This is a genomic window from Pedobacter sp. AC190 (assembly GCF_979258025.1).
Genome location: NZ_OZ409824.1, coordinates 3,106,440 through 3,133,395, shown reverse-complemented (window position 1 = coordinate 3,133,395; position 26,956 = coordinate 3,106,440). Strand labels below are relative to the sequence as shown.

General features: G+C 36.1%; 29 protein-coding genes. 18 read left to right on the top strand and 11 right to left on the bottom strand.

Annotated elements, in window-relative coordinates; translation table 11 throughout:
• Nucleotides 1-35: 35 nt before the first annotated feature.
• Nucleotides 36-1,108 (bottom strand): IS3 family transposase gene (locus tag ACZZZI_RS13775; protein ID WP_463489714.1). Its coding sequence is split into 2 segments (ribosomal slippage): nt 36-847 and nt 847-1,108, totalling 1,074 coding nucleotides; the frame shifts between segments, so codons are not numbered across the junction.
• 441 nt (nt 1,109-1,549) lie between these two features.
• Here ACZZZI_RS13775 and ACZZZI_RS13770 point away from each other — a divergent pair.
• The 3 genes from ACZZZI_RS13770 (at nt 1,550) to ACZZZI_RS13760 (ending at nt 3,584) form a co-directional block, all read left to right on the top strand.
• Nucleotides 1,550-2,083: a hypothetical protein gene (locus ACZZZI_RS13770; protein ID WP_316756301.1), complete on the top strand. Its 534-nt coding sequence runs from the start codon at nt 1,550-1,552 to the stop codon at nt 2,081-2,083.
• Between the two features lie 193 nt (nt 2,084-2,276).
• Nucleotides 2,277-2,843 (top strand): hypothetical protein, encoded by a 567-nt coding sequence (locus ACZZZI_RS13765; protein WP_463489713.1) that lies wholly within the window; start codon nt 2,277-2,279, stop codon nt 2,841-2,843.
• Nucleotides 2,844-3,074: 231 nt separating this feature from the next.
• On the top strand, nt 3,075-3,584 hold the full coding sequence (locus ACZZZI_RS13760) for a YfbM family protein (RefSeq protein ID WP_463489712.1): 510 nt from the start codon (nt 3,075-3,077) through the stop codon (nt 3,582-3,584).
• Between the two features lie 239 nt (nt 3,585-3,823).
• On the opposite strand, the gene ACZZZI_RS13755 is transcribed toward ACZZZI_RS13760, so the two are convergent.
• Entirely contained in the window at nt 3,824-3,970 is a 147-nt protein-coding gene (locus ACZZZI_RS13755; RefSeq protein WP_463489711.1) for a SymE family type I addiction module toxin, read from the bottom strand.
• Nucleotides 3,971-4,338: 368 nt separating this feature from the next.
• On the opposite strand from ACZZZI_RS13755, the gene ACZZZI_RS13750 reads away from it, so the two are divergent.
• The 7 genes from ACZZZI_RS13750 (at nt 4,339) to ACZZZI_RS13720 (ending at nt 9,595) form a co-directional block, all read left to right on the top strand.
• Nucleotides 4,339-5,121 carry a hypothetical protein gene (locus ACZZZI_RS13750; protein WP_463489710.1) on the top strand — a complete coding sequence of 261 codons (783 nt, stop codon included), beginning with the start codon at nt 4,339-4,341 and terminating at the stop codon, nt 5,119-5,121.
• Between the two features lie 163 nt (nt 5,122-5,284).
• Nucleotides 5,285-6,004 carry a hypothetical protein gene (locus ACZZZI_RS13745; protein ID WP_463489709.1) on the top strand — a complete coding sequence of 240 codons (720 nt, stop codon included), beginning with the start codon at nt 5,285-5,287 and terminating at the stop codon, nt 6,002-6,004.
• A gap of 153 nt (nt 6,005-6,157) precedes the next feature.
• Entirely contained in the window at nt 6,158-6,799 is a 642-nt protein-coding gene (locus ACZZZI_RS13740; protein ID WP_463489708.1) for an alpha/beta hydrolase, read from the top strand.
• A gap of 221 nt (nt 6,800-7,020) precedes the next feature.
• Nucleotides 7,021-8,055: a S41 family peptidase gene (locus tag ACZZZI_RS13735; protein ID WP_463489707.1), complete on the top strand. Its 1,035-nt coding sequence runs from the start codon at nt 7,021-7,023 to the stop codon at nt 8,053-8,055.
• Between the two features lie 278 nt (nt 8,056-8,333).
• Nucleotides 8,334-8,696, top strand: a complete 363-nt coding sequence (locus ACZZZI_RS13730; protein ID WP_316756289.1) for a VOC family protein — start codon at nt 8,334-8,336, stop codon at nt 8,694-8,696.
• Between the two features lie 10 nt (nt 8,697-8,706).
• Nucleotides 8,707-9,144 (top strand): EVE domain-containing protein, encoded by a 438-nt coding sequence (locus ACZZZI_RS13725; protein ID WP_463489706.1) that lies wholly within the window; start codon nt 8,707-8,709, stop codon nt 9,142-9,144.
• Nucleotides 9,137-9,595, top strand: a complete 459-nt coding sequence (locus ACZZZI_RS13720; protein WP_463489705.1) for a MarR family winged helix-turn-helix transcriptional regulator — start codon at nt 9,137-9,139, stop codon at nt 9,593-9,595. The genes ACZZZI_RS13725 and ACZZZI_RS13720 overlap by 8 nt, the downstream gene beginning before the upstream one ends.
• A 30-nt stretch (nt 9,596-9,625) precedes the next feature.
• Here the strand turns inward: ACZZZI_RS13720 and ACZZZI_RS13715 are convergent, their stop codons facing one another.
• On the bottom strand, nt 9,626-10,669 hold the full coding sequence (locus tag ACZZZI_RS13715; protein WP_463489704.1) for a 2Fe-2S iron-sulfur cluster-binding protein: 1,044 nt from the start codon (nt 10,667-10,669) through the stop codon (nt 9,626-9,628).
• Nucleotides 10,670-10,734: 65 nt separating this feature from the next.
• Nucleotides 10,735-11,133, bottom strand: a complete 399-nt coding sequence (locus tag ACZZZI_RS13710; protein WP_463489703.1) for a hypothetical protein — start codon at nt 11,131-11,133, stop codon at nt 10,735-10,737.
• 275 nt (nt 11,134-11,408) lie between these two features.
• Here ACZZZI_RS13710 and ACZZZI_RS13705 point away from each other — a divergent pair, with 275 nt between their 5' ends.
• Nucleotides 11,409-11,981: a hypothetical protein gene (locus ACZZZI_RS13705; RefSeq protein WP_463489702.1), complete on the top strand. Its 573-nt coding sequence runs from the start codon at nt 11,409-11,411 to the stop codon at nt 11,979-11,981.
• Between the two features lie 63 nt (nt 11,982-12,044).
• Here the strand turns inward: ACZZZI_RS13705 and ACZZZI_RS13700 are convergent, their stop codons facing one another.
• Nucleotides 12,045-12,815, bottom strand: a complete 771-nt coding sequence (locus ACZZZI_RS13700; protein WP_316756278.1) for a lytic transglycosylase domain-containing protein — start codon at nt 12,813-12,815, stop codon at nt 12,045-12,047.
• A 263-nt stretch (nt 12,816-13,078) separates the two neighbouring features.
• Between ACZZZI_RS13700 and ACZZZI_RS13695 the strand changes: the two genes are divergently transcribed.
• The 4 genes from ACZZZI_RS13695 to ACZZZI_RS13680 all read left to right on the top strand — a co-directional run bounded on the left by ACZZZI_RS13695 (nt 13,079) and on the right by ACZZZI_RS13680 (nt 16,994).
• Entirely contained in the window at nt 13,079-14,629 is a 1,551-nt protein-coding gene (locus tag ACZZZI_RS13695; protein ID WP_463489701.1) for a pseudouridine synthase, read from the top strand.
• An 80-nt stretch (nt 14,630-14,709) separates the two neighbouring features.
• Entirely contained in the window at nt 14,710-15,819 is a 1,110-nt protein-coding gene (locus tag ACZZZI_RS13690; RefSeq protein ID WP_316756274.1) for a lactonase family protein, read from the top strand.
• A gap of 8 nt (nt 15,820-15,827) precedes the next feature.
• A complete protein-coding gene (locus ACZZZI_RS13685) occupies nt 15,828-16,322 on the top strand; it encodes an SRPBCC family protein (protein WP_463489700.1) in 495 nt (164 codons plus the stop codon).
• A gap of 480 nt (nt 16,323-16,802) precedes the next feature.
• Nucleotides 16,803-16,994 (top strand): hypothetical protein, encoded by a 192-nt coding sequence (locus ACZZZI_RS13680; protein WP_463489699.1) that lies wholly within the window; start codon nt 16,803-16,805, stop codon nt 16,992-16,994.
• 53 nt (nt 16,995-17,047) lie between these two features.
• On the opposite strand, the gene ACZZZI_RS13675 is transcribed toward ACZZZI_RS13680, so the two are convergent.
• Nucleotides 17,048-17,494, bottom strand: a complete 447-nt coding sequence (locus tag ACZZZI_RS13675; protein ID WP_316756270.1) for a KTSC domain-containing protein — start codon at nt 17,492-17,494, stop codon at nt 17,048-17,050.
• A gap of 255 nt (nt 17,495-17,749) precedes the next feature.
• Here ACZZZI_RS13675 and ACZZZI_RS13670 point away from each other — a divergent pair, with 255 nt between their 5' ends.
• On the top strand, nt 17,750-19,201 hold the full coding sequence (locus ACZZZI_RS13670) for an IS1182 family transposase (RefSeq protein WP_463489149.1): 1,452 nt from the start codon (nt 17,750-17,752) through the stop codon (nt 19,199-19,201).
• Nucleotides 19,202-19,437: 236 nt separating this feature from the next.
• Here ACZZZI_RS13670 and bshA read toward each other — a convergent pair whose 3' ends face one another.
• Nucleotides 19,438-20,577 carry an N-acetyl-alpha-D-glucosaminyl L-malate synthase BshA gene (gene bshA, locus ACZZZI_RS13665; RefSeq protein WP_316756268.1) on the bottom strand — a complete coding sequence of 380 codons (1,140 nt, stop codon included), beginning with the start codon at nt 20,575-20,577 and terminating at the stop codon, nt 19,438-19,440.
• A gap of 432 nt (nt 20,578-21,009) precedes the next feature.
• On the opposite strand from bshA, the gene ACZZZI_RS13660 reads away from it, so the two are divergent.
• The gene (locus ACZZZI_RS13660) at nt 21,010-21,570 is read left to right on the top strand and encodes a methyltransferase family protein (RefSeq protein ID WP_424056920.1); all 561 of its coding nucleotides are present in this window, start codon (nt 21,010-21,012) and stop codon (nt 21,568-21,570) included.
• A gap of 13 nt (nt 21,571-21,583) precedes the next feature.
• Here ACZZZI_RS13660 and ACZZZI_RS13655 read toward each other — a convergent pair whose 3' ends face one another.
• The 4 genes from ACZZZI_RS13655 to tilS all read right to left on the bottom strand — a co-directional run bounded on the left by ACZZZI_RS13655 (nt 21,584) and on the right by tilS (nt 24,478).
• On the bottom strand, nt 21,584-21,982 hold the full coding sequence (locus ACZZZI_RS13655; protein WP_463489698.1) for a GxxExxY protein: 399 nt from the start codon (nt 21,980-21,982) through the stop codon (nt 21,584-21,586).
• 71 nt (nt 21,983-22,053) lie between these two features.
• On the bottom strand, nt 22,054-22,518 hold the full coding sequence (locus ACZZZI_RS13650; RefSeq protein ID WP_463489697.1) for a hypothetical protein: 465 nt from the start codon (nt 22,516-22,518) through the stop codon (nt 22,054-22,056).
• 139 nt (nt 22,519-22,657) lie between these two features.
• On the bottom strand, nt 22,658-23,146 hold the full coding sequence (locus tag ACZZZI_RS13645; RefSeq protein WP_316756263.1) for a hypothetical protein: 489 nt from the start codon (nt 23,144-23,146) through the stop codon (nt 22,658-22,660).
• Nucleotides 23,147-24,478: a tRNA lysidine(34) synthetase TilS gene (tilS, locus tag ACZZZI_RS13640; RefSeq protein ID WP_463489696.1), complete on the bottom strand. Its 1,332-nt coding sequence runs from the start codon at nt 24,476-24,478 to the stop codon at nt 23,147-23,149.
• Nucleotides 24,479-24,541: 63 nt separating this feature from the next.
• Between tilS and ACZZZI_RS13635 the strand changes: the two genes are divergently transcribed.
• Nucleotides 24,542-26,812 carry an OstA-like protein gene (locus ACZZZI_RS13635; RefSeq protein WP_463489695.1) on the top strand — a complete coding sequence of 757 codons (2,271 nt, stop codon included), beginning with the start codon at nt 24,542-24,544 and terminating at the stop codon, nt 26,810-26,812.
• Nucleotides 26,813-26,956 lie beyond the last annotated feature (144 nt).

Sequence of the window (26,956 nt, the reverse complement as noted above, 5' to 3'; positions counted from 1 at the left end):
TGTTTTTCAGACCATTCAAAAGTATAATTTTGTCCTCAAATTTCCTGCAATAGATCTATAGGAGATTTGAAGTTTAATGCCTGGTGTGGTCGATGGTAATTGTAATCCACCATCCATTCTTCCACTTTCTCCCTTACATCATCCAGGGAGTGAAATATGTAGGCATTTAACAATTCTCTTCTGATGCTCCCATTCAATCTTTCAATATATGCGTTCTGTGTTGGCTCTCCTGGCTGGATAAACACCAGTTCAACATTGTTTTCCTTTGCCCATTCATCGAGCTTATGCGAGATGAACTCCGGCCCATTATCCATTCTTATTTTTTTTGGAAGCCCCCTATATTGTTTTAGCTCATCCAAGGCTCTTATAACTCGCAATGCTGGAAGTGAATAATCTATCTCCATAGTAAGCATCTCTCTGTTGTAATCATCAGCGATGTTCAACAACCTAAATTTCCTTCCATTCCAAAGCGCATCACTCATAAAATCCATAGACCATACCTCATTCACCGTTTCTGGCACAAATAAGGGTTTTTTGACTCTTTCCGGCAGCCTCTTCTTTGCCCTGCGCCGGATATTAAGCCTCATTGAGGTATAAATCCTATAAATCTTTTTATGGTTCCATTTAAGCCCTTTTCGACGCAATCGGTAATAACACTGCCAGAAGCCTATGGAAAAGTGCTTTTCAACAAGAACTGAAAGCGCATCAACTACTTCACTGTCATCGCGTCGTTTATGTTGATAATAATGTTTGCTTCGGTTCAATCCAACGCATTTACAGGCCTGACGGTGGCTAATCCTTTTTACCATTTCATCCACTAGATCCCTTTTCTCGTCAGGCGTTAAAGCTTTTTTTCTACAGCCTCCTTGAAAACTTCATGCACGAGGCTAAGATTCGCATACATCTTCTTTAAACGTGCATTTTCTTCTTCCAGCGCCTTTAATTTCGATAGTTCTTTGACTTCCATTCCGCCATACCTTTGGCGCCATTTGTAAAAGGCTGCAGTGCTAATTCCTAATTCTCTGCAGAGATCATGAACGTTTTTGCCGCTTTCATGTTCCTTGATTGCTTTTACAATCTGGGATTCCGTAAACTTGATTCTTTTCATATTACCAATTAAAATTAATAGTTTTTCTAATAGCCTCGCTGCGCTCGGTCTAGAATTCTACTTTTAAATGGTCTGAATTTTGGGAAGTGCACATTTTTATCTTTTAAACAATCTATACAAATATCTTTTTGGAAGACAACAGAACCAACAGAAATGCAAGGAATATTTTCACATCCAGAGTGTTTTGACAAGACATTGCATATTTGTGTACCCAGAATTTTAATTGACGAAAATGAAGATGTATAAAAAATACGAACGCACAACAAGGGTTTACCTTCGGTGAGGGCTTCGCCGTTTGCAATAGTGGGGCGAAACTGCAAAGTTCAACGGCAGCTCTTCGGTTCAACTTTTGTACAAAATTCAAGATTTGTGCTTCGATTGCCGCCAAATCGCCAAGCCGTAAAAAGTTATATGCTATTTTAGAAAGACACTCCACAAACAATGACAGAAAACAATTTTGACATAAAAATATTAGACCTTCATTGGATAAAGGACGTTGACGACAGAACAGACCTTTGTGCACACGGACACGTTTTTGTAAAAATTGGAGACGAAGTTGTTGCAGACAAAGACAGTTTAGACGTAACATTAAGTGCAACAGCTTTGTACTTAATGCGGACATTAAAAGAAAATTATAAAAAAGACGACTATGCGAGTCAATTACTTCCTTGTTGCGGACACTTTATAATAGCAGAAGATGAAAATGACTTTGTAAATATTTGTGGTTGCCCAAGCGGAATTGATTGGACAATTATGCATACAGACGACAATAAAATTAAGCACTTAACTGAAAGCGGACAAGAAGCAACTATTGACAAAGACACTTATAAAAAAATAGTTCTGGACTTCGCAGACCAAGTTGAGAATTTTTATAAAACAAGTTTGCCAAAGACAATTCCAACAGACAACTTTGACAAAAAAGGATACTTGACATTTTGGAAAGAATGGCGACAACTAAGAGACGAATGGAAATAAAAACAACAGCTAACAGGGTTTACCTTCGGTGAGGGCTTCGCCGTTTGCAATAGTGGGGCGAAACTGCAAAGTTCAACGGTATTTCTTCGATTGAACTTTTGTGCAAAATTGAAGATTTGTGCTTCGATTGCCCCACCATCGCAAAGCCCCGAAACGTTATGCGCTATTTTAGAACGACGCACCCAAAAACAAAATGAACCGACACCAATATAGAAATTTAACAATAGAATTAATTGACGAACCGACTTACACGTTTAACTCGACCGACAATGAATTCATTTATTCAAAACATTACTTTGGCGACGGAGCGAAAGAATTTCCAACTTCTAAACACGGAATAAAAGTTTATCAAAATGACCAAATTATTGACAGCTGTATAATAATTGGTTCTGGTGGTGCAACAGTAATTCATCAAAATTCTTCGCTACTCAACAACGACCAATTATTGCTCTGCTGTTGCGACACAATATTTTGTTTGACACTTCCAAACCTCGAACTAAAATGGAAAATACAAGCTGACCAAGCAACTTGTTTTCAAATATTTAAGCAACAAGACGATTATATCATTCACGGAGAGTTACAAATTACAAAACTTGACAGAAACGGAAACAAAAAATGGGAATTTGGCGGTGCAGATATTTTTGTCAGTATAGACAACGAAGAAGAATTTAAAATTGAAAAAGACGGAATTTTACTTACAGACTTTTATAAAACAAAATATAAAATTGACTTTGATGGAAAACTAATTTGGAACACTTAAAACTAAAAAAAACTGAGCATTACAAGGGTTTACCTTCGGTGAGGGCTTCGCCGTTTGCAATAGTGGGGCGAAACTGCAAAGTTCAACGGCTGTTCTTCGATTGAACTTTTGTGCAAAATTGAAGATTTTCGCTTCGATTGCCCCACCATCGCAAAGCCCCGAAACGTTAGTGGTAAGTTTACAGACCCGCCTTTATACACGAACAACAACTTGACAAAATGAATATTAAATATGGGAATGATTGCTGAATATCTTATGGTTGACGAAGAGACTTTAAATTCTCTTATGGAATTAAATAACGAAGACTTGACTAACAAACTTTTTGAAATAGAAGAAAGCGGAAAGTTTGAATGTATGGACATTGACAAAGTTTGGGACGCACTTCATTGCTTTTTGACAGGAGTTTCTGCATCTGAACCTATTGAGGGCGACAAATTAAGCGAGGCTATTGTTGGTATTCACAACTTCAACATTGACGATGAAGATGCTGACTTTATTACCTGCACAGAAAATGAAGAATTGACAGAAATAATAACTGCAATTGAAAAAATCGAGCTTGACAAACTTGCAAGTAATTTCGACCCAAAAGCGTTGAAAAAAAATAAAGTATATCCAAAGGGAATTGAGCAGGACAGCAAGGAACAATTAATTGGAGAATTCAAACAAGCACTAACCGAAATTCTTGACTTTTATAAAAAAGCTGTATCGACAAAACATCACGTTATTGTAAGCATACTTTAAGCGGTTGACAGACAACACCTACCGCTAACAGTGGTTTGCCAAAATGGGGGCTGAAGAACAAAGGCTCAAGTTCAGTTTTTCAATTTATCTTTAGTATAAGGTTGGGCTGACGTACCCTGATTTCCCCCACTATCGCAAAGCCCCGAAACGTTATGTGCAATACAGGGCGCATACCCCTCATAGCGCAAAACCGTTCCAGTATTCATAAAAATGTCGGACAAATTGCCCGACACCTTAACTTAATTTTCTTTCTCCAACTCAATAATTAACTTTCCTTTCTTTTGGGTAATAATTACGTGGTCGTGGTGTTCAAACCCAGTTTTGCGTAGCCACTCTCCTTGCAATAATATTTGTGGGACAATTGACCTATTCCAAGTGGATTGCATATGCTTTGGCTGAATTTTTAGTCGCCTCATACCCTCAGGTAATTTTGGCTTTCTGGGTTCGCAAGCTCCGCATTTACAGGTTTTGTTTGGTTGTAGTTCTTAGACGATTTTAGGTTGCCGAACGGCAATCACATCATGATTTTTTGGACTTCGCATAGTCAATTCTTTTAAAAACCCAGGTCGCTGCGAAGTCCTTCGGAAAACCGAAAACATACAGTACTTTCAACTGCTCGCCTAGGATATTGTAAATAAAATAATAATCGTTGGATTTCCAACAAACTTCGCAACATAGAAATGAGAAAAGAAAATCCAATAGTCGGAGATTAACTGGATATAATCGTTTAATTTTACTTTTTTGTATAAAGAAAATGAGCAATCAATATAGAATACATTTAGAAGCATTTTTCACGACCTTATTGGATTACAGACACTCTACCAACAGACTGAATGCTGTACTTACTAAGGATGCGAAAGTTTACTCACAAGAAGGTGCTACATACCGAGCAGGATCTTCTTTGATTATAAGTGATTGGTCTGGCCCAACTGACAATGGCTGGGAAATCAACTTTCACACTAAAATAATGAAAGAAACATCCAAAGAGAATTATTCACAAGAAATTAGAGATATAATATCTCGCGAATGCTGTCTAATTTATTCTCAATCCTTTGAAGCACTAGAAAAATATCTTAAAGATTCTCTTTTTAATAAATCAACTAGCAATATTGATTTGAAGGAATATATAGGCTCCATGCTCAGGAAGAATGAATCATTAAACAGAGAAACAATGCCAGGCGGGGAGAAACTGTTTAATATATTAAAGAAAACTGGAGGAAAGGCTTTTGCCAATCAATCCAAAAAGAATAATTTAAATATTGGGTACAGTGAATTATGGATAGTTTTATCTGAAGTAAGACATTCAATTGTACATTCAAATTCCATTATAAAATTCACTAAAATAAACCGATCAAACCATCATTTAGGTATTTTTAACATGCTATTTGATTACTCCAAAATAGACAATGATTATATAAAAATACAACTTGAGTATAAAAAACTTGAGAAACTCATTAAGCGACTATCTGAGTTTGCTTTTCAGACATATAAAGCACTCTGCTTGGAAGAAAATCTTGAGTGGAATGTTTACGAATAGTTTATGCACATAACAGGAGGTTTTGCGAAATTGGCGGAAATTCAACCATAACCTGTTATATTGCATAGAAATTTAATGCAAGCCCAACAACTTCGGCAAGCCCCGGGGCGTTGGGTGCAATACTGGGCGCATACCTACAATACCTTTAAAACTCATCGACTAAATGATTCTCAAAAACAATGCCCTTCCCGGCTGGATAAAACGCCAGGCATCTCTAGGTCCAAACGTTGAAGTAGATGGTATTCAGAACGAGCAGAATGCCTATTGGTATTTATTAACAGTATGTTGCCCATTAATTTTTGAGAGCTATGCACTAATACTTCACCCTTTCTGGGCTGATTTAGAGCTAAGAGAAAACAAACTAACTAATAGCACAAAATCTCAAACGTTCGAAAAGAACTTAAAGCCAATTTCTTGGACAAAGTCGTTCGGAATATTTAACAAAGATTTCGACCTTAAAACATCCAATGAAATACAAGAAAAAATAAGATTAGAAATTGTGAATGATTGGCCATCTTACATCAACTTTCCAGAAGAGGGTGATTGTAGTGATGAACAGTTAGGGTTTGTAAGAAACCGGCTTATAGAAAGTTATGGGGACGTCGTAGCTAACTATTACTACTGTATTTTAAAGACAGGTAAATGGGAGGAAGATAAAATCTACAGTGGCAAGCTCTCTGAGCTGGAGCAGTTAAAAGATAATGATGGAGTACGAGATAACCCAACTGCTATTTTCCCTGACGATAAATCGTGGTGCTTAGTAACTGATTACGATTTGCCATTCACATACATCGGTGGTTCAGAAAAATTTATAACAAGCATTACTGACAACGAGTACCTAGATATTTATAGAATCTTTCCCGCGTTTATAGAAAAAGTATAAGCAATCGCCCTTCACCTAACAGGGGTTTTACAAAATTGGCGGAAATTCATCTTCAACCTGTTATATTGCATAGGAATTTAATCCGAGCCCACCATCGCCAAGCCCCGAAAACGTTATTGGCAATTTTAGAACGACACCTAAACAATCAAAGATTTGACAAATGAAATTTACATATTTAGCGGACTTGGAGCAGACGAAAGAGTTTTTCAAAAACTTGACTTTTCTGACTTCAAGACAACTTTTGTAAAATGGATTATTCCGAAAGACAAAGAAACTATCGAAAACTATTCGACACGGCTTCTTGCCCAAATCACGACAAAAAAACCGACACTAATTGGACTTTCGTTTGGTGGAATTATAGCGGTTGAAGTTGCAAAACAAATTGAGACTGAAAAAGTGATTTTAATTGCTTCTGCAAAAACTAAAATTGAAATTCCATATTATTATCGTTTCGCTGGACAACTTAGACTTCACAAACTTTTGCCGACACCACTTTTGAAAAGCTCAAACTTGTTTACAAACTGGTTTTTCGGGACAACTTCTACTTTTGACAAACAACTTTTAAAACAAATTCTTATTGACACTAACCCGATGTTTTTGAAATGGGCTATCGACAAAGTTGCAAGATGGACAAACCAAATTCAAATTAAAAATATCTTCCATATTCACGGAACAAGCGACCGAATTTTACCACTGAAATTTGTAAAATGCAACTTTACAATAAAAAATGGCGGACATTTAATGACACTTAATAAATCGGATGAATTGAACAATATTTTAAGACAACAAATTTGACGAACGAAAAAAACTGCGCATAACAAGGGATTGGCAAAATTTGATGGAAATTCATACAACCCTTTTACTGACGAGAGATGCAAAGTTCGTATAATCGCCACTATGCCTAACAAAGGTTTGGCAAAATCTGATGGAATTTATCTACACCGTTAATATCTTTCAGTAAATTTATCTCGATTTCACCAATCCTCTTAACCCCAGTACTATTTAAAATCAACTAAATGAAAACAACGTTTGGAATACTTTTTATATTAAGCTTATCGCTCCATCTAACTGCACAAAAAAAACCAACACCACAAGATAGCATCCAGGTATTCTACAATGAGCTTTTTTCTACATTAAAAAAGAATTACTTACATAAGAAAACGGTAAACTGGCCAGGTGTTGAAGCCGAAACCAGGCAAAACTTAACTCCGTACGATAACTTTAAAAATTCGCTAAATGAGATAAAACCATTGTTTGATAAAATCGGCGCCACACACTGCAATATTTACTATAAGAAAAATAAATACGCGGCCACAGGAAAAAAAATATCACTAGATGATTATTCTGAACAATGGAAAAAGAAATATGCAACTAAACCAGTTTTTGAAGCAAAAGTAATCAACGAAAAGTATGGCTACATTTTAATGCCAAACATCTTATTTTTTGATCTCAGCGCAGGTAACATCCACAAGATTGCACAACCTTTATACGATCAAATTGCGGCTATAAAAACCAAAAACAATCCCGAAGGTTGGATTATTGACCTGCGCTTTAATTCTGGCGGCAACGAAGCACCAATGCTTTTGGCACTGTATGATTTTCTTGGCGACAATGAGTTGTGGGGTTCGCTTGATGTAAATAAAAAACCAATCAGTAAATCTAAATTTAGTAAAGGTAAATATCAATATAATGGCAAAACTACAGCCTCCATCAATCCTAATGGAGTATTACTAGATCAAACTAAAGTTGCGGTAATTACAGGCATAACAACCGCGAGTTCAGGAGAAATTACCGCATTGGCATTTAAAGGCAGGCCTAACACTATTTTTATAGGCTCAAATACCTATGGCGCAACTACAGGAAATGTACCCTGGCCTTTACCTTTTGATATCATGATGGCTTTAACTACTTCGTACGACAGCGATCGAAACGGGAATTATTACGAACAGATTATTCCAGATATTCCAATTTCGAAAGGAGATAATTTTGATGATTTACTTTTAGATAAAAACATTCAGGAAGCGATAAAATTTATATCGAAAAAAGGATAAAATACTAAAGCTATGCCCGCAATTTCAGCTCCTTGAACTTTTAATCAAATTGTCGAGTTGAATTCTGCTTATCAATGGTGGCATTATTAAGAGCTATATATGTTTTTTCCTACAAGCTAAGCGTTGCTTTTAATAGGTTATCAATTCCTTTTTTTATCAACAAATATCGATCTAAAACCCAAATAGAAGAGATAATAATGTCCAAATAAAAAAAAATAAAAATAATTACATTTATTGTTGTCGCATATACTATATTTGCGACAACTAAAATAAATAGAATGAGAAAATTAGATTTTGTATCTCTTCAGGTTAGAGATTTAGAAGCATCAAAGTCCTTTTATACAGAAAAGCTAGGTTTTGAATTATCAGAAATGTCAAACCCTCAGGCCTGCGTTTTCAAGTACAACCAAGGCGAGGCAAGCTTTGCAATTCGTACCCCGCTCGAACCATTAGAAGATAAAGATTTGGGCACTGGTGTAGCGCTTTGGTTTGCTGTTAACGAAAATGTAGATGAACTAAAAGAGAAATACATTGCGAGTGGAATAACAACTGCTGGGCCGATATTAGAAACACCTTTCGGTAGAGCATTTCATGTAAAAGACATCGACGGCTATAAACTTACTTTTTTGGAAACAAAATAACACCCAAATTATGGAACGGGAACCAAAATACTGGATAATTGTAGCTTCAAAAGATCATGTAAAAACAGGAATCGCTGAAGGAATTGCACAAACCTGCCATGGCAAGATAGCACCATTAAAAAGAATGAAAAAGGGCGATTACGTAATTTATTATTCTGGAAAGCAAACTTTGAATAGGCCCGAGAAATGCCAGCAATTTACAGCGGTAGGAAATGTTATGGATGATGAAATTTACCAGATTCAGGTTTCGGAAAACTTTTGCCCTTCAAGGCGCAATATCGAATTTATGCCTGGTGTAGACGTTTCTATTCTACCTTTAATTAATGATTTAGATTTCATCCAAAATAAAAAAAGCTGGGGTTATCCATTTCGATTTGGTTTCTTTGAAATTAAACAACACGATTTCGATCTAATTTCATCACAAATGCTTCAACATCATCATGTCTAAAGAAATTGAATTTCATTTTAAAAGCCCAGGCGATAGCCCAGGTTATTTACTCGGCCAGGTAACCCTATTGTGGCAGCGCAAATTAAAAAAAGTATTGGATCCCTTAGATTTAACTCAAACGCAATTTGTATTGCTGGCAGCATTGGGTTGGTTGTCTAAAAAAAACGATATCGTTACCCAGGTTGATATTGCCAATCAAAGTAATAGCGACAGGATGATGGTATCAAAAGTTTTAAGAACCCTGGAAGAAAAAGGCTTTCTTTCAAGGCAGGAACATGACACAGATACCAGGGCAAAAACAATTAAACTAACCAGCAATGGCGAGCTTGTTTTGCAAAAGGCAATTATCGCAGTAGAAAACGCCGATTTAGTTTTTTTCGCAACTTTGAATACCAAACTTACTTCATTCAATAGCAATATGATGCAACTGATTAATCAAAATGCCGAGTAAAAGGATTTATTAAATTTATAATTAAAGCGGTTACCACTCTATAGTCGTTCCGTTTTCGGTTGGGTGGCCAGTGCAAACTAAAACCCTACCCCTTTCCAATTCATCATCGGTTAAAACTTCGTTATAATCCATACGAACATTCCCTTTTGTGCAGTTTGCAACGCAAGTGCTGCAAACACCACCTCTACAGCTATAAGGCAATTTGATTTTATTTTCGAGCGCAACATCTAAAATCCGTTTTGGCCACGGAATATCGAGATTATAGGTTTCGCCTTTAAAATTTAAGATAACCGAATAGGTATTCTGATCTACTACTTTTTCCGTACTATCGTCTTCATCAACTTCATCCTCGGGTAAAACAAAAGTTTCGCGTTTTATCTGTGTAATATCAAAGCCCATCCCTAATAAGGTAATCCGGCACAAATCCATATATATTACTGGTCCACAGGTATAAAATAGCGCATCATTTCTATCAAAAACCAAATGTTCTTTTAGCAGTTTATCAATGTAAAACTTGTTTAACCTCGCGGTCATTAAATTTTTGCTGTTACTAAAAATCCAGATTACTTTTAACCTATCGGGATATTTTGCCTGCCATTCGCTGATCTCCTTGTAAAATAAAGTATCTTCTAAAGAACGATTACTATAAATTAATGTGATTTTTGATCGCTGTTCCGTTACGAGCGCAGTTTTCATAATCGAAAATAAAGGCGTTATACCTACGCCCGCAGCGAAGAGAAAAACATCTCGTTCAAGATTTTCTTGAGGCAAATAAGTGAACAAGCCCTGAGGCTCCTGAGCAAAAAGAATATCACCCGCAGCAGTTTTGTGGTGTAATAACCTGGAAATCTCACCATTTTCTACCCGTTTCACAGTAATTGCCATTGGCTCATCAACATCAGGCGAACTATTAAAAGAATATGACCGCCTTATCTCACCATGTTTCCCCTGAAAAATTAGCGATATAAACTGACCAGCAAGGTATTTTGGATAATCACCTTCAACAGCTTTAAGCTGAATGGTAATATTATCGCCTGGCTGCGATGTTATTTTTTCTATTTGCAGTTTATACATATTGCAAAGAAAGGAATTTGAAAGGAAAGGAGAAAAACAAACAACGATAGACTAAAAACGAACAACTACCGTATAAAAGCATTAACCTGTTCCAATGGTAACCCTAGAAAATCACTTACATGATAAACAGTTACCACTTGATTTTTTTTAATACCGAAAGTATCACGGATTTGCTGAAATATGCGCTGACAAGTACGACCACTTTTTCCCGTGATTAATACTAAATCGGAAGCATATAGTGTAATTCTTTTCATTGTTTTTTTTGAGTTCTTTAGTTTAACCAAATTCAATAATCCAAAATTAAGCAGTAAATTCTTCTTTTTAAACGAATTACAAAGATTTAGCATACTGTTAAGCAGGGGTAAATACCCTATTGCCATTTTCGTAAAGCTTACCGAATCACCCTTGCCAATTTTAAAAAAATCACTAGTTAAGTCTAAATTTTGAAGTTTACCTAAGCTCATAAAAAACTGAACTCAAGTTAAAAAAACTTTCCTGTTACCTATTTTACATTTTTTTTTTTGCGGTTCTAAACGGTATACGGACGGCATACCGACGGTATACCGAGCGTGAAACGACGGTGTTTTAAACAAATAAAAACGACAAAAGCAGACAAATGTGAGTATTTACGCCAAAATGGTACAAATGCGTCAGGCAATTTTCTGGCTATGCTCACCTTTGAATTGTGGAAGCAATAAAGCAGCTACAGAAATAAATGTTTCACTAAAAATTAAAGAAGATGGCAAAGTCAGAAAACAACGAAGTAATGTTTGGCGCCAGAGGCAAAATTGGCAATCTGGTTGTATTTAAAAATTTCGGCGAAAATCAAACGGTTATCGCAAAGCGAAGAAAAAAGATTATTAACCCCAAGTACACGATTGAACGGGAAAGAACAAAAGAGAAATTTAGAGATGGGGTCGTTTATGCCAAAGGTGTGATCGCCAATGCGGATTTAACAGCAAGATATAAAAGGTTGGCCAAGCCTGGAATTTCAGTCTATAATCTGGCACTTGCCGATTTTTGCAAAGCCCCGCAAATTAAAGCGGTAGATATTTCCGAGTACAACGGATTGGTTGGTGATTATATTAGAGTAAGGGCTGTTGATAATTTTGGAGTTACAGCCGTTAAGGTTTCAATTTATTCTGCATCGGGCAACCTAATTGAATCTGGAACAGCAAATGTACAATCCAATAATCTGGATTGGCGATACAATTGCACCATTGTTAACCCAGATTTTAGCGGTGGTTACCTTCGTGCAGAAGCTTCCGATTTCCCTGGAAACCTAACGGTAGAGGATGTAGAGATAGATTAAATCTCACAAAAAAAGCGTTCCGAATAATCGGAACGCTTTACCAAATGCTCTGTTTTTTATTTACTATTCGGCATTATATGCCAATAACTCTTTCGGTTTTGCATAACCGTAGCGAACAGGATGTTCAATAATCTGTTTCATGGATATTACTTTATAAACATAACCACCTGTTTCGGTGTTAAGTTTCATTTTGTAATAATTGTCTTGATTTTGATTATTAATCTGTTTGCGCAAACGGCCATCGCCAACATTGTATGCCGCAGCAACCAATGTCCAGCTTTCTAAACCAACATACATTTCTTTAATGTATTTGCAAGCTGCAACGGTAGATTTACGCAAATTATAGCGATCATCAGTTCTTCCGTTAACTTTTAATCCGTAAGAACGTGCAGTACCAGGCATAAATTGCCAAACACCAGCTGCGCCTTTTGGAGAAACTCCGCCTTGCATACCCGATTCTACTAAAGCTAAATACTTAAAATCATCAGGAATTCCATAAGCGGCTAAAATTGGCTCAATAATCGGAAACCATTCGGCAGCTTTTCGCTGCAAACGATGGGTTTGCGTATTGCCATAGGTATGAGCTGCAAGGATTTTTTTCATTTTGCGTTCTACCCTTTTATCGCCTAATGGCAAGGTTTCTTCGGCAAAATTTAACTGAGCCATTAAAGATTTTGGTTCTTCCTCTGGTTTTTCAGTTGGGGGTATTGTAGTGTTTAATTTTTCTTCTTTTAAAAGACTTTTTTGTGCTAAGGGCATTTGGTAAGCGAACACTTTTGCCATAATAAATAGTGCTGCCACTACCGAAAATGGTACTATGTGTTTCTTTAACATCTTCCTCCTTTTTTTGGTGAACTTATAAAAAACGTTCGCAAAGGTAAAAAATAATAGTCAGACTACCAAGTAGTTACAGAAATAACCGTGAAAATCGACCCCTAAACCGCTTTAAACGTGGATTTTAAATTTTGATTTTCGAAGCTTTTTCCCTATTTTAGAGGCTATTTTTTGACAAAATTTTATCAGCTCTTCTGATTGTTAATTTCAGCTATTTTACATAAATTTGCAGCCCGCATTTTAGGTGCGGTTAAAAGCGTATCATGATAAATAAAAACAACAGGAACAGTCGGGATGACAAGTCCAAACCGGGAAGCCGAAAAACCGAAGGCAGAAGCAGTGCTGGTGGTTCTGACAGAAAAAGATCAGAAGACAAAGACAGTAAATTCAAAAAATCATCCGATTCAAATACTGGCTTCAGACCTAGAAGCAACGACGGTAAAGATTTCAAATCAAAATCATTCGGAGACAAAAAAGATTTCAAACCAAGAGGCGACAGAGATTTCAAATCGAAAGATGGAGAAGCTAAAGGCTTTAAATTCGGAGATCGTGAATTCAAATCAAAAGATTCAACTTCAAGAGGTAGCGAACGCGAGTTTAAACCAAGAGAAGGTGGCTCAAGAGATTATAAGCCAAGAACTGGCGATAGAGATTTCAAACCGAGAGAAGGTGGCTCGAGAGATTACAAACCAAGAACTGGCGATAGAGACTTCAAATCGAAAGATGGTGGTGCAAGAGATTACAAACCAAGAACAGGCGACAGAGACTTTAAATCAAAAGATGGTGGTGCAAGAGATTATAAACCAAGAGGAGAAGGCGATTTCAAATCTAAGGATGGAGATTCGAGAAATTTTAAACCGAGAACTGGCGACAGAGACTTCAAACCAAGAGAAGGTGGTTACAAAGATTTCAAATCAAGAGGCGGAAGAAATGACGACTTCAAACCTAGTGCAGGAAGCTCTAGAGATGTAAAACCTAGAGAGGGTGCAGATAGCAGACCGTTCAGGAAACGCGAAGAAATTAAGCCAAGAGATACAGAATTTAACCGCGAGGAAAGAACTGTAATTAAACAAGGTCGCAAAACTAATGAAGATAAAGGCTTAATTCGCCTAAACAGATATATTTCAAACGCTGGCATTTGCTCTCGTCGTAAGGCTGATGAGTTAATTGCAGCAGGTATTATTACCGTAAACGGCGAAGCGGTGACCGAATTAGGTCATAAAGTAGATCCAGCTAAAGATCAGGTTCGTTACAATGGCGAATTGCTTAAACGCGAAAAGAAAGTTTACGTATTATTAAATAAACCGAAAGATTATATTACAACTACCGACGATCCTCAGGAACGCCGTACTGTAATGCAATTGGTAGATAAAGCTAGTCGTGAGCGCATTTACCCAGTTGGTCGCTTAGATCGCAACACAACTGGCTTATTATTAATGACAAATGACGGTGATTTAGCAGATAAGTTATCGCACCCTAAAAACGGCATCACTAAAATCTACAATGTCGAATTAGATAAATCTTTATCACAAGGCGATTTAAACAAAATTCAGTTTGGTTTAGAACTTGAAGATGGTTTAATTAAGCCAGATAACATTTCGTATGTAGCTGGTGGTACTAAAAAAGAAGTTGGCATTCAGATTCACAGCGGAAAAAATCGCATTGTTCGTCGTATTTTCGAACATTTAGGTTATAACGTAGAAAAATTAGATCGTGTTGTTTATGGTAATTTAACCAAAAAAGATTTGCCTCGCGGAAGATGGCGCTATCTTGAAGAACATGAATTAATACAGATTAAACATCTTATTAAATAAATTATTAAAGGCAATCGAAAGATTGCCTTTTTTGTTAGGCGCAATTTTTGCCATATTTGTTATCAATCAAAATCACATCCATGAAAAAGTATAACCTTCTTTTATTACTTATGTCTTTATCTGTAATTGCTTTAGCACAATCTAATTATAACCTTTTAATTGGCACTTACACCAATACTGGAAAAAGTGAAGGCATTTATACTTATAATTTCAACACCATTAATGGTAACACCAAATTAAAACAAGTAACTAAAGATGTTGCCAACCCAAGCTTTTTAGTTCTTTCGCCCGATAAGAAGTTTGCTTACGCAGTTAATGAGACTGGGCCAACAAGTACCGTTAGTGCATTTAAGTATAATGCAGCTACAGGCGCATTTACCTTTTTAAATAAAGTAGATAGCGAAGGTGCCGATCCATGTTACCTAACAGCCGATAATGATAATGTAATTGTAGCAAATTATAGTGGTGGCAGCTTAGCTGTTTTTAAACGCAAGGCAAATGGTTCGCTATCAAATGCAGCATTGGTAATAAAACATACGGGTAAAAGCATCGATACTAAAGGCCGACAAGAAAGCGCCCATGTACACATGGTTAAATTTACGCCAGATAAGAAATTTTTAATTGTAAACGATCTGGGCGAAGACCGTGTATATACTTACAACTATAATCCGAAAAGCAAAGACAAGGTTTTAACCATTAAAAGTGTTTTAAAAACAAATCCTGGCACTGGCCCAAGGCACATTACTTTTAGTCCGAATGGCAAATTTGCATATTTAGCGCACGAATTTAATGGCAGCATAACAGCTTTTTATTATAACAACGGAACTTTAAACAAAATACAGGAGATTGGTACCGCCCCTAAAGATTTTGCAGGCAAAATTGACGGCGCAGACATTCATGTATCTGCTGATGGAAAATTTTTATACGAAACCAATCGTGGCGATGCTAATAGCATTTCGGTATTTTCTATTCTACCTACTGGGATCTTGAAATTTGTTGAAACGGTAAGCACCCTCGGTAAAGGACCCAGAAATTTCGCCATAGATCCAAGTGGCAAATTCTTGCTGGTCGCACATCAATACACCAATAATGTTGTTATTTTTAAACGCAATGCGATAACTGGCAAACTTACCGATAGCGGAAAAAGAATTGAAGTTGGCGCTCCTGTTTGTCTGGTATTTACAAAATAGTTTTACTTATGGAAAATTTTGATTGGACTAGCTTCACCCTAAAAATAGCGATAAAAACAGATTGTAAAACCATTTATAACGCCTGGACAAAAGCAAGCGAAATAGAAAAGTGGTTTTTAAGCGATGCAGAATTTTCTGACGAAAATAATGTTCTGCTAAGCAAAGAACAAAATGCTTTGAAAGGCGATAACTACAAATGGACCTGGTATTTGTATGATGATTTAGAAAACGGAAAAATTATGGAAGCAAATAATGTAGATTTTGTTCAATTTACGTTTGCTGGTAACTGTTTGGTTGATATAAAACTAAAAGAACAACACGAATATACAATTGTAGAACTTACGCAGAAAAACATCCCTACAGATGAAAACTCGAAAAGAAACATTCGCTTAGGTTGCCATAACGGCTGGAGTTTTTATCTAATTAACCTTAAATCTGTTTACGAAGGCGGTTTAGATTTAAGAAATAAAGACAACCGCTTTAAGCCAATGTTAAACAATTAATTAATTGTTCTTTAGGTAAAATGCTGTTTAAAAAGAATAATCGCAAAGACAAGCTTTCAATTTGGGTTGTTGTTATAACAATCCTGCTTAATCTGTGCGGGTTTTTAACACTTGTAAGTGCCAATACCTATTCAAATCACCATAAAGTTCAAACGGAGTTTTTCGAAAGCAGAAAAGCGGCGATAGCGATTAACGAAAACACTTTGGTTTCTGTTAAAAGAAACACATTTACAAAAACTAAAGATAACCTTTACAAACTTTTAACCTATAACAAGCTGATCAAAACGAAGCTTGTTAAATGTGGTTACAAAATTTCATTCTTAAAAATTCCACATACCTTTCAAAACAAAATAATTTCTTTTAGCGAGTCCAAATCAAATGAGCCGCCGTTTTTTCATTCGTAACTAACCGTTTTAAACGGAAATCTTAATAACCTGCATTTTTTTTTTGCAGATGGGATGTATAGATATGTATTGAAAAATGAGATATTTTAAAAGAACACTAAGGTTGGGTGGGCTGGTATTATTAATTATGCTTGCCTCAATTGGTTTAGGAGGCGGAGCTCCTATCCCAAGATTACCCCGAAAAGAAAACAAAATGGAAATTGGTACAGAGGTAAAGGATTCCAAAGAGGAAGTTTCCCATTCACAAAAAACAGAAATAAAATCTTAAATAAAAAAAGACCTGTTTATAGCAGGTCTTTTTATTTATTCTTATTGATCGAACTAAGCAGGTTCTGCAACCTTAGCTACATTACGATATGGATATGAACTACAAATATGGCGGCGTGCAAAACGTCCTGGCGAATCTGCGTTAACCAATTTAACATAAATGTTTTTTGGCACGTCAAAATATTCGTAAGCGCTGCCATCAAAAAACTGAATATTTAAAACAGATTGTTTGTATTCAAAATCTAAAATATTAGAATTTGTAATCGTTTCTGTATAAGTTTCGATATTTTGCTCACGGGTTTCTGGCGCAATGCTAACCAGGAAATGATAAGCCTCGATAATTTCTTTACTTCTCGCCTCTGCTGCTAATTTCTCTTCTTCTACCTGAAATTTATCAGGGTGGCATTCTTTCATCAACGTACGATAAACCGACTTAAGCGCTGCAAGCTCAGCCGTTTTGTCCACGTTCAAAAGCTTTCTGTAATCAACTATTTTTTTCATTTGGCGCAAAGGTACGATTTATAATGATTTGATTTTGAGAAAGTTTTGTTTTAACTAAGTATTTCTTTTCCAGCCATTTGAAAAAATATAATAATTTTTACCAAAAATGCTTTCTAAACCATTTAAACCAAAAAAGTCATCCGAATAACCGAGGGCACTGAAAAAGTCCCTTGTTAAAATGGGATAAAAGGAGTAGAGAACTAGTTTTTCTACTCCTTTTTTTGTATCTTAAAGGTGTATTATTATTGCTTTTAGATGCTTCTTCAACAACAAAAAATCCAGTTTAGCGAGTTTTCCAGGCTTTATGACCTGATTGTTCCCAAAGAGAACTTACTGCGCAAGATTAATGAGCTTATAGATTTTGGCTTTATATATGATGAGCTTTTGGATAGATACTGCACGGACAACGGGCGTAATGCTGAGAGTCCAGTACGCATGTTCAAATACCTACTTTTGAAAACCATATTCACCGTTTCAGATGTTGATGTCGTAGAGCGTTCCCGCTATGATATGTCCTTCAAATATTTCCTGGAGATGTCCCCAGAAGAAGATGTGATCAATTCAAGCTCATTGACCAAGTTCAGAAAGCTCCGCCTTAAGGATATGGATCTTTTAAACCTTCTAATTGGCAAAACTGTTTCCCTGGCCTTGGAAAAAGGCATTATTAAATCCAGGTCCATCATTGTCGATGCGACGCATTCACTTTCCAGATCCAATCCATATTCACCTATTGAAGTGCTCAGGCAACGCTCGAAACTGCTTCGAAAAGCAGTGTATCTAATGGATGATGACTTCAAGGGGCAGATGCCTGAGAAAAATGATTCAAATGATATCCTTAAAGAAATAGAATACTGCAAGGAGTTACAAAAACTTATCGAGTCTGATGAAGCATTAAGTGAAATCCCTGCTGTGAAAGAGAAGCTAAACCTCTTAAAGGAAACAGTGGAAGATACCCGGGAGAGTTATGTGATATCCAAAGATATGGATGCCAAGGTTGGTCATAAAACAGCTGACAGCAGTTTTTTTGGTTACAAAACTCATTTGGCAATGACAGAGGAACGTATCATAACGGCCGCTGTTGTTACCTCCGGGGAGAAAGGCGATGGTCCTGAGCTGCCAAAATTATTGAACCAGACACAGGCCAACGGAATGGAGGTTGATACTATCATAGGTGATGCAGCCTATGCCGGCAAGAACAACCTCAAGCTTAAGGATTTGAACGGAAATAAGATTAAGATCGTTGCCAGGATGAACCCTGCTATTACTCATGGTACTAGAAAAGAGGAAGAAAAGTTTGATTACAACAAAGACGCTGATATGTTCGTATGCCCTGCAGGGCACCTGGCCATGTATAAACGGGTGCAGGGCAAAAAGGTAGATAAGAGCAATCAGGTTATGACCTATTATTTCGATATCGAAAAATGCAAAGTATGCCCGCTAAAGGATGGCTGCTACAAAGCAGAAGCCAAAAGCAGGACGTACTCGGTTGCAATAAAACCAGATGAGCACAAAGAGCAGGAGATGTTCCAACAAAGCGAGTACTTCAGGGAAAAGTCAAAACACAGATATAAAATTGAGGCGAAAAATAGTGAATTGAAAAATGTGCATGGATATGACAGAGCAAATTCCTATGGCCTTGAAAACATGAGAATGCAAGGTGCACTTACGATATTCGTAGTAAATCTAAAAAGAATACTAAAATTCTAAAACGGGATCATTATTACCAAAAAAAACATGCCAAAAAGGGCTATAAAACACTGAAATTCCTCGAGAGAACTTGATGAATTGGAATCAGTAAAAAATATAAAAACACTCAAAAAACAAAAAGCGGATGGAGATCTTATGACCTACTCATCCGCTAATCTTTTTATAGACCATTTTGAGTCTACTTTTTCAGTGCCCTCGAATAACCAGATGACTTTTAACTAAAAAATAAATTCTTATTATTTTGCTTGCAAAGAGTTTTCGATCACTTCTTTATAAAAATCTACATAAGAAGGGAGTATTTTTTTCAAATCAAAATCCTGCGCCCTTGTAAATGCATTCTCTTTAAAATACTTCAGCGTTTCATCATTACTTAAAATAGTAATTGCCTTATTTGCCATATCTTCGATATCGCCAACATCGCACATATAACCACAAAAATCATCAATATTTAATTCAGGCAAGCCCCCTGCATTCGAGGTAATCGCCGGCACCTTGCAAGCCATAGCTTCCAATGCAGCCAAACCAAAGCTTTCCGATTCAGAAGGCATCAAAAACAAATCAGAAACCGAAAGAATTTCTTCAACAGCATCTTGCTTGCCTAAAAAGCGAACATGGTCGCTAATGCCCAAAGTTCGGCAAAGCTGTTCGTCATATACCCGCTCAGGCCCATCACCTACCATTAACAGTTTCGATGGAATTACCGCCTGTACTTTCTCAAAAATGCGAATCACATCGGCGGTACGTTTAACCTTACGGAAGTTAGAAGTATGAATTAAAATACGTTCGTTGTTTGGCGCAATTGCTTTCTTAAAATGATCTTTAGCCTGTAAACTAAAGCGGCTAAAATCTATAAAATTAGGAATTACCTTAATATCCTTCGTAATTTCAAAATGGCGGTAAGTATCCTCTTTTAAATCCTGCGAAACCGTTGTAACCCCATCGCTCTGATTGATCGAGAAGGTAACCACAGGCTTATAAGTTGGGTCTTTACCAACCAAAGTAATATCGGTACCGTGTAGCGTGGTAACAACGGGAATATGAATACCGTAACTAGCCAAAATTTGTTTGGCCATAAACGCCGCCGAAGCATGCGGAATAGCATAATGAACGTGTAAAACATCCAGCTGCTCGAAACGAACAACATCTACCAGCTTACTTGCCAAAGCCGATTCGTATGGTGCATAATCGAACAAAGGATAATCCCTCACCGAAACCTCATGGTAAAACAAGTTTGCCGAAAAGAAATCGAGCCTTGCTGGCTGGCTATATGTTATAAAGTGAACCTGGTGACCTTCATTAGCAAGCGCCTTGCCAAGCTCTGTTGCAACTACTCCACTACCGCCGAAAGTGGGGTAGCAAACAATTCCTATCTTCATTATAAATGTATTGTTGTTATCGCAAATGTAGCCAGTTTTAATCTATAATGCGTGTCGGTTTATTGCAATAAAAAACATCAAATTTGAGTACGCTGCCTTAAATTTTTAGTTTGTTATACCGAGGCTATCAAAGCAGGGTGACTCTTCATACATTTATTCTTTTTTTGAAAAGGAAAAGCAGCAATTTCAATTAGCGTCAGTCCCGTTTTTCGCTTCAAATCCTCATACCCCGCTCAGCCCTACCTTCATTGCGGGTTTTCCGCTACAACCGGGTTTATTAAACTTACTAACTAGCTTTTTATTTGGGTTCCAGCAAACCAGTCAGATTTTATTAATCGAAATAACAGAAATTTAAAACCGTGCTTTTATTAAAAGAGAAACATCAGGTCAACAATTATTTTATTTCAATATATTAGTTCTATAATCATCAATATGTTATCCGTTTTTACAATTACCTACATCATCTGGATTTTATCAGAAATCGTATTAAACAGACTTCTGCGTTCAAAATCTACAGATAAACAAAATGCAGATCAGCACTCCCTTATCATTATCTGGATAACGGTTGTTATCGCTATTTTCCTTGCGGGGTACATTGCAACAAAATATTATCTGCCCATTCACGAAAACCAACTGATTCGTTATATAGGTTTAGCTTTAATTATTACAGGCGTAATATTCAGATTAATTATCGTTAAATCCTTAGGAAAATACTTCACGGTTGATGTTACCATAAAAAAAGATCATAAGCTAAAAAAAGACGGTTTTTACAGCTTTCTACGACATCCATCCTATTTTGCATCATTAATATCCTTTATCGGGTTTGGGTTAAGCCTTAACAATTGGGTTTCACTTAGCCTCGTTACCTTAGCCGCACTAACTTCATTTATATACCGCATTAAAATTGAAGAGAAAGTTTTAATAGCTTATTTCGGTGCAGAATACATTGCTTATCAAAAAACAACCAAAGGCATTATACCTTTTATATATTGAAACCTGCTCAATACTAAGCCAGTAATACGATCTTTTTAAAGTGCAGTTCTTCTTTGTAAAAATTAATAACCAGCCCAGCTTTAGGCTTGTTAAGAATTAATTGTTCAAACACTTTTAAATCATAATCATTAAGCCGATAAGGAACCGATTTTATTTCAACAATTATATTTTCTTTAATTACAAAATCTGCATAGAATTTATGCTGTAAAATAATGCCGTTAAAGTTGAATGCAAATTTTTTCTGGGCCTCATAGTCGAAGCCGTGATATTTCAATTTCGATTCAAAAGCCAATTTATATTCCGAATCGTGCAAGCCAAATCCTAAATCTCGATGAATTTGTTCGGCAATTTCGGTTAGGGTGAGGCATTCTTCTTTAAAAAGAAATTCTTCATCCTGATGGTTTTTAGCCATATTAAAGAAAAGTGAGGGCGTAATAAATCACGCAAATGAGAGCGCGTAATTTTAAACTATTAAATAATATTTTATTTGTAAGTGTAAACTATTTTAGGGCTTTTGTAACCCAGCTTACGTTCTTCGCTTTGAATTTGCGAACGAATGTCTTCAACGCTCGAAATTTGCTTATTAAAACGTTCTAAAGCCTTAAGTGCACTTTCAGCATCGGCTTTCGATTTTTTAGATAGCTTTTCCATTGCTTTTAAATCTAGAGAAGAACCTGAAACCGTTTTGGCACTATGATTACTAACGCGCTCGGCTGATGTTTTTGAATTTCCATTAGCTTCTAACAACTTTAATCTAAGTTTTTCTACTTCAGTTTCTTCTTTTGATTCGGCAATTTTCAATTCTAAAAGCTTAATACTAGCTTTAAGTACGTCAATTCTGTTTGTTAAAATACCAACTGAATCTTTTGAAACTTTCGGCGTGTAAGTTTGCGCATTTACGAACGAGGAAATTACAAGCGCAAAAAGGAAGAATAATATTTTTTTCATAGTAGCATGTTTGGTTAACATAATCCAATATGCATGCCCAAACAAAAAAACCACTGCAAACTAATACAGAGCGGTTTGCAATCTAAAGAAAAAATTAATTGATGAATTTCGAGAAAAAAGCTCCCCGCTGGAAAATGAACTATTTCAGCTTTTTCATTTCGTCCTTTATAACCAGGAGCAATTCGTTAGGCCTTTGAGTACCAATAAAATACTCCAAGCCATCACGATCGGTTAACACAACGGCGTCTTTACCCGAAGAGTAGAAACGAATGGTTCCTTTTGTATGTAAATTATAAACAGGATTGTTAAAGTAATAGCGACTGTAGATTGCCTTTTTAACCTCGACAACACTATTTAAGTCAATCTTTACTCTTTTGGTTGTCCAAAGTCCATCCAAAATTAAACTTCCGTTATCTACAACAATTTTATATTGAATTAAAAAAAGTAACAGCATCGAAACACCAATAATTCCGAAACCAACAACCAAAAACAAATCTTGTGTATTATCTCGATCGCGTTCGTAAACATAAGCTGCAAAACAAAATGCAGCCATAATCAACCTAATGAAAATGCGAACATAATCTCTGCCGATGTATTGTTTTTCGATATATGCGTATCTGCTTTCCACTTAATTTATTTTGAGTTCGAATATAGTAACTTTTTTTGTTGACTTTAATATTTTGTAACGGTTATCCTGTCGCATTCCTGCAATCCAAATAACTTCTCCATTTCCATTAACCAAAATCGGAATATTACTTTTTAAATGCAAAGGCACTTTTTCATCAATAAAGAAATCGCTTATTTTCTTTAAGGTTTGCATTCCAAAGGGAATAAATCGGTCGCCATTTTGCCAATTCCTTATAATTAAAGGAAACAACAAAATATCAGCATCAATAAAAACCTTGTTCTTGCTTACTTCAAATTTTACATCTCCAGAAAAGCTAAGTTCAAATTGATTCCCGTTAAATTCAAACGAACTTTCGTTCGAATGAATAACCCGATGCTCATTTTCTGTAGAAATTATTGTGCTAATAATTAAATCATCGCGATTAATAGTCGCCTGGTGGCTTTGACTTAAAAATTTCACTCCGCTTTGCTTATCTAATGCACTTATAATTTCCGCAACTACAGGCTCAACAAAACCATAAGGCTTCAGCAATTCGTATAGGAGTAATTTCTGCGGCTTCAGAGCTTTTATACCCTCAATTGAAATGTAAATTCCATCGGGTTTATTTAAAAGCAGTTTTGTTTTAAGCTCCTCAACTTGCAAATTCAGAAACGTTTCTATTTCTGCAAAACGATTAATATTTTCGGCGAATGTATGTTCCAGATTAGGATTTATTTGTTGCAAATGGGGAATAACATCTAAACGAAGTTTATTTCGAAGATAATTTTTGCTCGCATTCGAACTGTCTTCAACAAAGTTGATGTTTTCGTGATCAACAAAATGATTGATTTCTTCGCGACTTAAAAAAAGTAATGGCCTGATTAATTTATTTCGTTTAGGCAAAATACCATGTAGTCCGCTAATTCCTGTTCCTCTCACCAAATTAATCAAAACAGTTTCTACCGAATCGTTTTGGTGTTGCGCTAAAGCAATAAAATCATAGCCTTCTTTTACCCTGATTTCTTCAAACCAATTATAGCGCAAATCTCTTGCGGCCATCTGTGTCGAAATTTTATTTTCAGTCGCATATTTTTTTGTATCAAAATGCGTTACATAAAAAGGCAGATTTAAAGAAAGAGCAAGCACTTTTACAAAGTTTTCATCGCGTTGAGCTTCATCGGCCCTTAAATTAAAATTGCAATGCGCTACACCTACATCAACACCAATAGCTTTAAAAAGATGCAACATTAGTACCGAATCTTTACCCCCGCTAACGGCTAATAGAATTCTGTTATCCTTTTTAAACAGCTCCTGTTGTTCAATAAAATCCTGAAATTGTTTTAAAGGTAACATCCATCAAAAATATTTAATTTTAACCAGTTTCCAACGTTCGGAACAAAAAACTAACTTTGTAGAGTGCAAAAAACATTTATCTTTCTTTTTTTCCTGATTTGCCCCGTATTCTTATTCGGTCAGCAAAAGGGCTCTATCATTAAAATCATTAGCTCTTCTCAAGTTACTGGAGATAGGAAAAAGAGTGTTTCTTATATAAAAAACCCTGTTTTCCAGCAGGATAATGCAACATTAAGTTGCGATAGTGCGGTTCTTTATACCGAAAGAAACTATTTTGAAGCCTATAAAAATGTACACATACAGCAGTTAACAACCGATATTTATTCGGATGAGCTGCAATATGATGGGAATAAAAAGCAAGCGCATTTAACGGGTAATGTTCAGATGAAGGACCCTAAATCGCTTTTAACAACCAACGTTTTAGATTATAATACGGCAAGCAAAATTGGAACCTATACTACTGGTGGCAAAATTCAAACCCAGGATGTAACCCTTACAAGCAAAAACGGTTATTATTTTAGTAATAGCAGCGATTCTTATTTCAGGTATAATGTTGTGGTGGTTACGCCTCAAAGCACGATTAAGTCGGATACCATGCGCTACAACCTCGATAGTAAATGGACTTATTTTTATGGCCCTACCAACATTAAGGGTAAAGATGATAATTTATATACCGAAAATGGTGCTTATAATACTTTAAGCGAGGATGCTTATTTTGGAAAGAAGAACTTATATAGCCAGGGTACAAAATCATTAAAGGGCGATAGCTTATATTATTTTGGCAAAGTTGGTTATGGTAAAGCGGTAAAAAACATTGTTTTTACCGACAAAAAAGATGGCACCAAAATGTTCGGAGATTTAGGCTATTATTACAAAATAGATCAGCGAACACTGGTAACGAAAAATGCTTTTGTAGACTTTATTTCGGGCGATTCGGTAACGGTTAAAAACAAAAAAATACCCGATACCTTACGCTTGGGCGCCGACACACTCGAAACCCAAATGGTTTTACAAAAAACCTTAAAGCTTATTCCTAAAATTTCGGTTAAGGCAGATAATCAGATTGGCGAAGATGAAGATGAAACCGAAAAGCCAGTTAAAGCAAAACCAGAAGCAAAAGCAGCACCAACAGCAACGGTCAGTACTAAACCACCCGTAAAAAGTGGCAAAGAACCTAAAAGCAAGAAGGACAAAAAGAATTCTGAGAAATCAGATGGTTTACCTGATAACATTCCAGATAGTTTAAAACTTAAGGCAGATTCTGTTGCTAAAAACCTGCTAAAAACAGATAGCCTGCAGAAAATCCTTTTAGCAAAAAAAGTTACCGACTCGGTTGCCAAAACTATGCTGAAAGCTAAAGACAGCTTACAAAAAAAGAAAACTGCAATTACTGATGTATTAAAGAAGACACCAAAACCTGGCGTAGATAGTATTTCAAAACAGCTAAATAACAAGGGAATAAGGGACACCTTAAATAAAACGGTTTCAAACTTAAAAGCAGGCGTTGTAAAACCCGATTCGGTGTTTAACCCCGCCGATACCGTAACTACCCGTGTGATCAGAGCTTATCACAATGTGAAAATTTTCAAAAGTAATATTCAGGCTAAAACGGACAGTTTGTTTTACACTTCGGCTGATTCGACTTTACGTTGTTACGGGAACCCAATTATATGGTCAGAAGGCTCTCAGGTTATTGGCGATACCATTTATGTTCAGTTTAAACAGAATAAGCTAAATAACCTGCAGGCTTTTAAAAATGCTTTTTTGGTTAATACACCCGCAGATTCATTAAGGTTTAATCAGATTAAAGGTCGGTTTATGACGGGCTTTTTTGCCGAGGGTAAGTTAAAAACCTTATTTGTGGATGGTAATGCAGAGAGTATTTATTATACTCAGGATGACAGCACGAAGGTTTACAAGGAAATGAACCAGACTTTAAGTAGTCGGATAAAATTCATTTTTAAAAATAACGACATCGAACATATTGTTTATGTAAATAATATTGAGGGCGCACTTAATCCAGAAAATAAAGTAGAAAAAGATAATGTGCTTAAAGGATTTTCTTGGAAACCGAAAGAAAGACCAAAATCTAAAAAAGAAGCTATTGGTGCATCGGGGAAAGCCAAGGTAAAACCTAAAACTGTGCCTGCTAAAACTGCTATATCAACTGCAAAAACAACCAATTTAAAACCTGCAGCAGTTAAGGCGGCGGATCAAAAACCTGCAACTCCTAAAGTTGTTTCAAAAACAGATTCACTTCCAAATTTTGGAATTAAGCCTATTTTACCTAAGAAAGATTCTGTTAAGGTTGAAAAAATTCCGACTAAGCAATAGATTAAATTTACAAATCGGGTTTCTCCATCATCGAAACGATTAGCAAAGAGCCTTTTATTGCCGAAAAACTTACAAAACCAAGTTTACTTACATTGGTTCAGTAATTCCGCATATATCTATAGTTTACAGATTGAGACCAAATGA

Bases quoted from the DNA above. Each gene is read 5' to 3' on its own strand.
- ACZZZI_RS13750 (WP_463489710.1), top strand. From the start codon at position 4,339: ATGAGCAATCAATATAGAATACATTTAGAAGCATTTTTCACGACCTTA.
- ACZZZI_RS13650 (WP_463489697.1), bottom strand. From the start codon at position 22,518: ATGAAAAAAATATTATTCTTCCTTTTTGCGCTTGTAATTTCCTCGTTC.
- ACZZZI_RS13655 (WP_463489698.1), bottom strand. From the start codon at position 21,982: ATGGCTAAAAACCATCAGGATGAAGAATTTCTTTTTAAAGAAGAATGC.
- ACZZZI_RS13660 (WP_424056920.1), top strand. From the start codon at position 21,010: ATGTTATCCGTTTTTACAATTACCTACATCATCTGGATTTTATCAGAA.
- ACZZZI_RS13760 (WP_463489712.1), top strand. From the start codon at position 3,075: ATGGGAATGATTGCTGAATATCTTATGGTTGACGAAGAGACTTTAAAT.
- bshA (WP_316756268.1), bottom strand. From the start codon at position 20,577: ATGAAGATAGGAATTGTTTGCTACCCCACTTTCGGCGGTAGTGGAGTA.
- ACZZZI_RS13705 (WP_463489702.1), top strand. From the start codon at position 11,409: ATGGCAAAGTCAGAAAACAACGAAGTAATGTTTGGCGCCAGAGGCAAA.
- ACZZZI_RS13680 (WP_463489699.1), top strand. From the start codon at position 16,803: ATGAGATATTTTAAAAGAACACTAAGGTTGGGTGGGCTGGTATTATTA.
- ACZZZI_RS13670 (WP_463489149.1), top strand. From the start codon at position 17,750: ATGCTTCTTCAACAACAAAAAATCCAGTTTAGCGAGTTTTCCAGGCTT.
- ACZZZI_RS13765 (WP_463489713.1), top strand. From the start codon at position 2,277: ATGAACCGACACCAATATAGAAATTTAACAATAGAATTAATTGACGAA.
- ACZZZI_RS13725 (WP_463489706.1), top strand. From the start codon at position 8,707: ATGGAACGGGAACCAAAATACTGGATAATTGTAGCTTCAAAAGATCAT.
- ACZZZI_RS13685 (WP_463489700.1), top strand. From the start codon at position 15,828: ATGGAAAATTTTGATTGGACTAGCTTCACCCTAAAAATAGCGATAAAA.
- ACZZZI_RS13770 (WP_316756301.1), top strand. From the start codon at position 1,550: ATGACAGAAAACAATTTTGACATAAAAATATTAGACCTTCATTGGATA.
- ACZZZI_RS13675 (WP_316756270.1), bottom strand. From the start codon at position 17,494: ATGAAAAAAATAGTTGATTACAGAAAGCTTTTGAACGTGGACAAAACG.
- ACZZZI_RS13745 (WP_463489709.1), top strand. From the start codon at position 5,285: ATGATTCTCAAAAACAATGCCCTTCCCGGCTGGATAAAACGCCAGGCA.
- ACZZZI_RS13755 (WP_463489711.1), bottom strand. From the start codon at position 3,970: ATGCAATCCACTTGGAATAGGTCAATTGTCCCACAAATATTATTGCAA.
- tilS (WP_463489696.1), bottom strand. From the start codon at position 24,478: ATGTTACCTTTAAAACAATTTCAGGATTTTATTGAACAACAGGAGCTG.
- ACZZZI_RS13730 (WP_316756289.1), top strand. From the start codon at position 8,334: ATGAGAAAATTAGATTTTGTATCTCTTCAGGTTAGAGATTTAGAAGCA.
- ACZZZI_RS13690 (WP_316756274.1), top strand. From the start codon at position 14,710: ATGAAAAAGTATAACCTTCTTTTATTACTTATGTCTTTATCTGTAATT.
- ACZZZI_RS13700 (WP_316756278.1), bottom strand. From the start codon at position 12,815: ATGTTAAAGAAACACATAGTACCATTTTCGGTAGTGGCAGCACTATTT.
- ACZZZI_RS13695 (WP_463489701.1), top strand. From the start codon at position 13,079: ATGATAAATAAAAACAACAGGAACAGTCGGGATGACAAGTCCAAACCG.
- ACZZZI_RS13720 (WP_463489705.1), top strand. From the start codon at position 9,137: ATGTCTAAAGAAATTGAATTTCATTTTAAAAGCCCAGGCGATAGCCCA.
- ACZZZI_RS13710 (WP_463489703.1), bottom strand. From the start codon at position 11,133: ATGAGCTTAGGTAAACTTCAAAATTTAGACTTAACTAGTGATTTTTTT.
- ACZZZI_RS13735 (WP_463489707.1), top strand. From the start codon at position 7,021: ATGAAAACAACGTTTGGAATACTTTTTATATTAAGCTTATCGCTCCAT.
- ACZZZI_RS13715 (WP_463489704.1), bottom strand. From the start codon at position 10,669: ATGTATAAACTGCAAATAGAAAAAATAACATCGCAGCCAGGCGATAAT.